The organism is Longimicrobium sp. (genome assembly GCA_036389795.1).
Classification (GTDB): Bacteria; Gemmatimonadota; Gemmatimonadetes; order Longimicrobiales; family Longimicrobiaceae; genus Longimicrobium.
In genome coordinates this window covers 99,445-106,970 of sequence record DASVWD010000070.1, presented here as the reverse complement: position 1 = coordinate 106,970, position 7,526 = coordinate 99,445, and the positions used below count along the sequence as shown (strand labels likewise).

General features: G+C 66.2%; 7 protein-coding genes. All 7 read right to left on the bottom strand.

Annotation, left to right across the window (positions count from 1 at the left end):
* Positions 1-300 precede the first annotated feature (300 nt).
* Positions 301-1,593, bottom strand: coding sequence for an N-acetylmuramoyl-L-alanine amidase (locus VF746_08975; GenBank protein ID HEX8692537.1), 1,293 nt, complete (start codon positions 1,591-1,593; stop codon positions 301-303).
* Entirely contained in the window at positions 1,586-2,071 is a 486-nt protein-coding gene (gene smpB / locus VF746_08970) for an SsrA-binding protein SmpB (protein HEX8692536.1), read from the bottom strand. Before smpB ends, VF746_08975 begins: the two co-directional genes overlap by 8 nt.
* Before the next feature lie 378 nt (positions 2,072-2,449).
* Positions 2,450-3,040, bottom strand: coding sequence for a L,D-transpeptidase (locus VF746_08965; GenBank protein ID HEX8692535.1), 591 nt, complete (start codon positions 3,038-3,040; stop codon positions 2,450-2,452).
* A 160-nt stretch (positions 3,041-3,200) separates the two neighbouring features.
* A complete protein-coding gene (locus VF746_08960) occupies positions 3,201-4,109 on the bottom strand; it encodes a YihY/virulence factor BrkB family protein (GenBank protein ID HEX8692534.1) in 909 nt (302 codons plus the stop codon).
* A gap of 134 nt (positions 4,110-4,243) precedes the next feature.
* On the bottom strand, positions 4,244-4,762 hold the full coding sequence (locus VF746_08955; GenBank protein HEX8692533.1) for a YtxH domain-containing protein: 519 nt from the start codon (positions 4,760-4,762) through the stop codon (positions 4,244-4,246).
* Positions 4,763-4,784: 22 nt separating this feature from the next.
* Positions 4,785-5,213: a response regulator gene (locus VF746_08950; protein ID HEX8692532.1), complete on the bottom strand. Its 429-nt coding sequence runs from the start codon at positions 5,211-5,213 to the stop codon at positions 4,785-4,787.
* A gap of 252 nt (positions 5,214-5,465) precedes the next feature.
* On the bottom strand, positions 5,466-7,031 hold the full coding sequence (locus VF746_08945) for an ATP-binding protein (GenBank protein HEX8692531.1): 1,566 nt from the start codon (positions 7,029-7,031) through the stop codon (positions 5,466-5,468).
* Between the last annotated feature and the right edge of the window lie 495 nt (positions 7,032-7,526).

Sequence of the window (7,526 nt, the reverse complement as noted above, 5' to 3'; positions counted from 1 at the left end):
GCACCGCGCAAGGAAGCGGCCGACCGGTATGGCGGCAACGGGGGGCCACAGGGCAGAATTGGGCAGTCTGCCCCCGGGGATGATTTGCCCGGATCGCCCGGAGCTTGACAACGGTGGCCTCATAGAAGGGATGCGCGCCCGGAGGGCCGGAACGCCGCCGCGACTCGGGGTATCGTCGCGGCGGTGGCCCGGCGCCGTTGGGCACGGTCGTATCGTGCCCTACGGCGCGCGCAGCCCGGCCCGGAGCGCAGCGGAGGGACACGCCCAAACCGCAGTGCGAAGTGCGAAGTGCGAAGTGCGTCAGTGGTCGGAGGCCGGGCGGACGGCGGGGCGGTCGAAGTAGTCGCGGACGGCGCGGGCGAGCTGGCGGGCGAAGCGCTCCTGCGCCTCGTCGTCGGTGAGCAGCGCCTCTTCGCCGCGGTTGGAGATGAAGGCCATCTCCACCAGCACCGACGGCATGAAGGTGCCGCGCAGCACCGCGAACCCGGCCTGCTTGACGCCGCGGTCGGGGCCGGGGTGGATCTCGCGCAGGCGGTCCTGGATGATCTGCGCCCAGTCGCTGGACTCGCGCAGGTAGTGGTTCTGCCGGAGGTCGGCCAGGATGAAGCCCAGCGCCCCCTGCGGCGGCGCCTCTTCGTACTGCACGGCCGAGTTCTCGAACTGCTCCACCCGCCGGGCGTCGGCGGTGCGCGCCTCGGAGAGGAAGTAGGTCTCGAACCCCTTCTCGGAACGGCTCTCGTTGGCGTTGCAGTGGATGGAGATGAAGACGGCGGGCTGGCCCTCGCCCTTCCAGCGGTTGGCCAGGCGGGCGCGGTCGTGCAGCGCGATCAGCGTGTCGCGGTCGCGCGTCATGCGCACGTCGAAGCCGGGGTCGTCGCGCAGCAGCGCGGCCACGCGCCGGGCCACGCGCAGCGTGACGTCCTTCTCGCGCGCGCCGTTGGGCCCCCGCGCCCCGGGGTCGCGCCCCCCGTGCCCCGCGTCGACCACCACCAGCCGCCGCGCCGGCCGCGCCGACGCCGGCACGGCGACGGGGCGCGCGGGCGCGGCCGCGGGCGGCGCTGCGTCGGACGGAGACGGCCCGGCCGGCGCCGTGATGCCGGCTGTCCCCTGTCCCCTGTCCCCCGTCCCCTCGCGGCTCGCGAGCGCGGGGGGCGGGGCGACGTTGCCGACGCGGCGGACCACGCGGTCCGCGGGCTCCACCTCCAGCGCCCCGCCGGAGGCGTCGGCCAGGAAGCGCCGGAAGAAGTCGGCGGGGACGTACACCACGCCGTCCTCGGCGTAGACGGGGTTGGAGAGGGTGTGGGGCGCCGCGCCGATCCTCACCTCGGCCGAGCCGGGGCGGAAGCGCACCTCGGTGGCGGCCAGGCGGGCGACCACCTCCTCGCCCTCGTACGCCAGCTCGGCGCCCAGGCTCACCAGCGCGGAGGCCGGGAGCGCCGCGTAGCCGCGCGTGGCGGTCTCGGCCACGCGCACGGGCTCGAGCCCCGCCTCCAGCCGCCAGGCGGCGCCGCGGGACTGGGCGGAGAGGGTGGGGACGGTGAGGGAGAGGGCGGCGAAGAAGAGGAGGGCGGGGACGGCTCGCATCTCACGCATCGCGGTAGTCCTTGAAGCCACGCTGCATCTCGCGCTCCTGGTCGCGCTGGCGGAGGGAGTCGCGCTTGTCATGGAGCTTCTTGCCGCGCACCAGCGCCAGGTTCACCTTGGCGATCCCGCGGGTGAAGTGGATGTCCAGGGGCACCAGGGTGAGCCCCTGCTGCTCGACCTGCCCCACCAGCTTGCGCAGCTGGTTCCTGTGCATCAGCAGCTTGCGCGGGCGCAGCGGGTCGTGGTTGAAGCGGTTGCCGTGCTCGTACGGCGAGATGTGCAGCGCGTGGAGCCACAGCTCGCCGCGGTCGAACAGGGCGTAGGCGTCGGCCAGGTTGGCCTTCCCCTCGCGCAGCGACTTGACCTCGGTCCCCTGCAGCGCGATCCCCGTCTCCCACGTCTCCAAAATGTGGTATTCGTGGCGCGCCTTGCGGTTCTGCGCGACGACCCTGTCGCCCGAGCCCTGCTTTGTCGGTGGATTCACCATCTATGTATGACGTGTGGAAGCCGCGCAGTCAATGGTGGTGAATGCTACGGCGTCGTAAATCAGTGCGAAAGTGCGAGAGTGCGAAAGTGCGAGAGTACGGGGTACGGAGTACGAGGTACGGGGACGACATTGCCGCGAAACGCCAGCAGCAGCACCAATCTAGCGTCAAAGACGATGTCGTTCCGAGGGAGCCGCGGCGCGTGAGCCGTCATCACATCGATGCCGGGCGGCTCCCGAGGAATCTACTCACCCCCGCCTGGCGGCCTGCCGTCCACGACGACGGCGAGGCGGAGGCATCCCCAATCGCTGAGGCCCCGTGCGGCCCCCCTCCCCGGCCCTCCCCCCGCTGCGCGGTGGGAGGGAGAACGGCGGGCAGCTTCAGTAGATGAAGACGGGGGTGCCGACTTCGACGTCGTGGTAGAGCTGGCGGGCGGCCTCGTTGGTCATGCGGATGCAGCCGTGCGAGACGTCCTGGCCCAGCAGCTCGGGCTTGTTGGTGCCGTGCAGGGCGATCCCCTCGCCCAGGAAGAGCGCGGTGGTCCCCAGCATCCCCTCCTCCCAGCGCCGCGGGTCGTCGCGGTCGGGGATCCGCTCGCCGCGCTCGATGTAGGCCCAGTCGGGCACGTACCACCTGGGGTTCTTCTCCTTGCGCTGCACGCGGAACATCCCGCGCGGCGTGGAGAAGTCCCACTTCTGCCCGGCGCCCTCCAGCCGCGTCCCCGTCCCCGTGCCCACCAGGGTGGACCAGAGCACCCGGCTGTCCTCCATCACGTAGAGCCGGTGCTCTTGGAGCGAGATCACGATGTAGCGCCCCTCCACGTTCACCGGCGGGTCGCGGTAGCGCTCCGTCCCCTCCCCCTCCACCCCGTGCTCCAGCGCCAGCGGGCTCACCGGCAGCTGCGCCCGCGCGCTGCCCGCCGTCCCCGCCACCGCCAGCATCGCCGTCACCAGACCCAGCAACCGCCGCATATCCCCTCCGTGGTTAGCTCGCGAGCGCCTGAAGACGCCCGCTGGAACTACGGGAAGCCCTCCGGGCTGGGAAGGCTGCGTTCCGCGTCTGCACTTTCGCACTTTCGCACTTTCGCACTTTCGCACTTCCGTACCCCGTACTCCGTACCTCGTACCCACCCTACTCCAGCAGCTCCCGCTGCATCCGCCGCACCCTCAGCAAATCGTACACCTGGGCGACTTCGCCGCCCAGGATGAACACCACGCACGCGTAGTACACCCACAGCACCACCACCACCGGCCCCAGCGCCGCCCCCCAGGTGCGCCCCAGGTTCGGCGCGTTCTGCAGGTACAGCGCGAAGAGGTTCTTGAGCAGCTCCCACCCCACCGCCGCGAAGCCGGCCGCCACCAGCGACATCCTGAGCGGGGTGCGGCGCTTGGGGAGGAAGCGGTAGATGAGCAGGAACATCACGAAGATGGCCGCGAAGGCCAGGAACTGCGCCCACGCCCGCTGCGCCGTCTCCACCCACGCCGCCCCGCCCAGCCCCAGCCACTCGGTCCCGTAGCGCTGCGCCCCCTCCAGCACCACGCTGATCCCGGTGTTGGCGAAGAACAGCGTCCCCGCCATCACCACCATCTGCAGGTCGAACACCTTCCCCTCCACGATCCCGCGCTCCTCGGGGAGGTCGAAGATGGTCCGGAGCGCCGCCCGGAGCGTGCCGAACAGCGCCGTGGAGCCCCAGACGAAGAAGAGGACGCCGACAACGCCGAAGCCGGTGCGCCCGCCCACGATCTCGCCCACCAGCTCGCGGGTGAACTCCGCCACCTGCTGAGAGGGCGACAGCACCCGGAACACGTAGTCGACCGCCGCCTGCTGCGGGTCCTCGAACTGCGCCTTCAGCACCGAGCCGAAGACGGCGATCAGCATCAGGAGGAAGGGGACGGCCGCCAGGACCACGTTGTAGGCGATCCCCCCGGCCAGGAAGAAGATGTCGTCCTCGCCCGCCTTCACGTAGAGCCGCGTGACGAACTCCCCGCCGCCGCGCAACATGCGACGGAGGGCCGCACCGGCGGCCCTCGGGACGTTCACCGCGCGCCTCCACCGCCTGCGTTCGGTCATGCCCCTAAACTTATAGGGAACAGGGAACAGGTTACAGGGGACAGCCTGCAACTGCGCTCACGTGGCCGGCTGTCCCCTGTTCCCTGTCCCCTGTCCCCTGGGGTTCAGGCCAGGTCGCCCGCGTCCTCCTGGGTGGAGACCTCCTCGACCACCACCTCGGGGGCGGCGCCGTCGCCGCCGCGGCGGCGGGAGAGGCCCTCGCGGTAGGTGCGCTTGGCCTCGTCCACGCGGCGCTGCAGGTCTTCGCGGGCCTCGCGCGCGGCGCCGCGGCCGGCCTCCAGCGCGGCCTTCGCCTGGTCCACCCGCGTCTCCACCCGCTCGCGCACGGTGCCGATGCGATCCTCCACCCGGCCGCGCGCGCGGTCGATGCGCCCGGTGACCCCGGCGCGCGCCTCGCCCACGCGGCCGGCCACGCTCCGGCGGGCGCCGGTGACGCGCCCCTCCACGTCGTCGCGCAGCCGCCGGGCGGCGCCCGCGATCTCGGCCTGCGTCTCGGCGCCGCTCCGGGGGGCCAGCAGGAGCGCGGCGGCGGCGCCCACCAGCACGCCCAGCAGGAACGCGCCGGTGCCGCCCCCGCTCGTCTCGATGATGAAGGTGGGGGTGTCGTCGTCTTCGTAGCGCATGGGCGGGGGTCCGGTCCCGGGGTCAGTGGTGTGGCCGCAGCGCGTCCTTCACGTTGGCCAGGGCGCCCTTGCCGCCGCTGGCCAGCGCGCTCCCGATGCGCTGCAGCGCGCGGCGGAAGCGCGCCAGGTCGAGCGGCTTCTGGAAGAAGAAGTCGGCCTCGCGCTGGAGCTGCGACTCGGCCTCGGCGCCGCCGCACCCGGCGGTGATCACGATGAACGCCACCTCGCTCCCCGCCCGGTCGCGCACCTGCCGCAGGATCTGCAGCCCGTCGGTGTCGGGAAGGTAGAAGTCGCAGACCACCGTGTCCGGGCGGAACTCGGAGAGGCGCTTAAGGCCCTTCTCGCCGTTCTCGGCGGTGGCCACGGTGTAGCCCTCCTCCGACAGCAGGCTCTGCAGCGCCTCGCGCGCACCCGGCTCGTCCTCGATGACCAGAATACGTTGTGCCGCCATTGGCCTGCAACTCCCCCGATGCGCGGCGCGCCCGGCGCGCCGACGTGGACCCTCGCCTTCTGGCGGCGGGGCAATCGGCATGCCACGGGGGGAGGGGGAGCATCGGGAAAAGCATTTCGCTCCGAGTTCAGAGGCAGACGCTATACATAGCTTCGACATTGGGTTACGCGCGCGCCAGCCCGCCTTCGGATTACCGAGCAACTGTCGGCAGGAGCTTTAATTCGGCAAAGTTACCAGGCCCGCTCGCAAGTTTCACATGCGACGGAGGAGCTGATCCTTCACTCTAAGGAACGTATCTGCGCAATCCCCTTTGCCAAGGTTCGTGAGTATGTGGGCCGTCATCGCATCGTGAACACAGTTGCGGATGTGCTCTTGGTATCGTTCAGCTCTGCCCTCATCAACGTCCAGATCACCGATATACGGATGATTGTCGTTGATGAAGATGTCGACCTTGTCCTTCCCGGCTGCTTGAAACTTCATGTATTCCTGCTCTGCCTTCATACCTATGGGATGATAGATAGCGAAAGTCTTATCCCGTAGCTGAACCACTCGTGGTTCAAATGGCTGATCCCGAAGTACGTCTGCTTCTGCCTGCTTTACTTCTTCCTCGGGAAGCGGCGGAGGCCCCATCGCCTCCAGAATTTCGATCTCTGTGGCGAGGGCATCGCTATCGAGTGACTCGGCCACATCGTCGTTCGCAGCATACACAATTGTCGGAGGGACCCTGCCGTCACCTCCTTCCTGTGATGGACGGTATTTCTTCGCGAAGTTCACATAATCCTCAGCAGCTTTCTTTAGCTTTGCGTCAAATTCCTCTCTCCAGCCTTCCCATTGGAAATCGGATTTGAGATGGTTCACCGGGAACTCATCAAGGTGTAGTTCGCCGAATAACCGCTGGTTCAACAAGTTATTCGGTGCATCGGTCCCGAAAATCCCCTGCGGGCGATATCCTAGAGGACGCCCGAGAATCACGCGTCCGCGACGGAACAGATCGAAACCGGCTTTGTTTCGACCACCCGGCACCATTACCGCAATCCACCCCTTAACCTTGCCTGTCGCCCCAGTCTCACTGTCAATCTCAACATCGAACTCGACTTCTCGCTTCCAAGTATTGGTAACCTCGATCGTATTCCCATTCTCATCCTTGGCTTTGACGACGGTCTGCAATGGCGTGAGAACGGGGGGTTGGAGAATGTCTGTATTATACCTAAGTGTAAGCTGGCCGGACTCGATGTCCTTACGGTAAATCTCAGCCAAACGCCGCTTTAGCGTGCTGATGGCCGGACCTTGGAATTCCTGCCGAACCTTCTTGACTGTTAGGACTGTGTAATGTGCATCGACATCATCCACTTCCTTCACGGTGATAGGAAGTGTCTGTTCAGTCGAAATTGAGTGTTCGGGAATATTGATGAAGAAGCTGTACTCGTGTCTATCCCCGAGCTTCTTCGTCCGCACTCCCCACTCAGAGCCAAGCCAGCTGCACGCTGTCTTCATTCCCATTCCAAATTCGGAACGCCCCGACCTGTTTTCCGGTGGTTCTGCCAGCAGAACCGCTCGGCTTAAAGTCGGAAGGTCCATCCCAATCGAGTTGTCGGCGACTTCCAGTATCCGGGTGTCCGGATCAAACACAATGGAAACCTCCAGACCAGACCCTTCGCGCTCATAAACCTCATCGAGTAGCTCTTTATTGTTAAAATATTCCTGAGTACTGTTGTCTACTAGCTCTGCAACAGCATACCAAGCTTTATATGGATAGTTTTTGTAGGTCGACCAAATGCGATTACCAGTTGTGAACGGTATCTTGACCTGCTCAACCATGGATCATCCTCCGAGAGTGGGAAGTGGGTTCAGACACGCCGGCTGGTTCTGTTCGAACCGTAGCACGTAGTAGGACTGGCGACCAAGAATCTCGTAGAACTCCTCTGGGCCGAGAGAGAGCACCAGCCCTTGAAGATTGCGTTCGATTCGGCAACGAACAAGACGAGATCCGATCAACACTTGGTCTGTGTCCGCAGGAAGTGTAGAAGTTTCGAGAGAGCTCAGCCGAACCACAAAGGGATCATCCCGCATCTCCAAAACAATCCCTGTGGCTCGCGATCGAGCTCTGCGCGAGGGGAAGAATCCCTCGGCCGCTCCTGCATATAGATGTGCTGGAGTGCCGGACAGAAACGGTAAAACGTAGAGCACTTCGAAATCGTTTTCCTCAGCAACATTACGGATCAACGTTGAGCGATCATCTACTACCACCAGAAAGTGTGGCCGTACGTACTGCATGCGATCAAATAGGTCTACGTCTGCAGGATAACTCGAAGT

Coding starts and splice junctions, on each gene's coding strand:
- VF746_08975 (HEX8692537.1), bottom strand. CDS start 1,593: ATGCGTGAGATGCGAGCCGTCCCCGCCCTCCTCTTCTTCGCCGCCCTC.
- VF746_08965 (HEX8692535.1), bottom strand. CDS start 3,040: ATGCGGCGGTTGCTGGGTCTGGTGACGGCGATGCTGGCGGTGGCGGGG.
- smpB (HEX8692536.1), bottom strand. CDS start 2,071: ATGGTGAATCCACCGACAAAGCAGGGCTCGGGCGACAGGGTCGTCGCG.
- VF746_08950 (HEX8692532.1), bottom strand. CDS start 5,213: ATGGCGGCACAACGTATTCTGGTCATCGAGGACGAGCCGGGTGCGCGC.
- VF746_08955 (HEX8692533.1), bottom strand. CDS start 4,762: ATGCGCTACGAAGACGACGACACCCCCACCTTCATCATCGAGACGAGC.
- VF746_08945 (HEX8692531.1), bottom strand. CDS start 7,031: ATGGTTGAGCAGGTCAAGATACCGTTCACAACTGGTAATCGCATTTGG.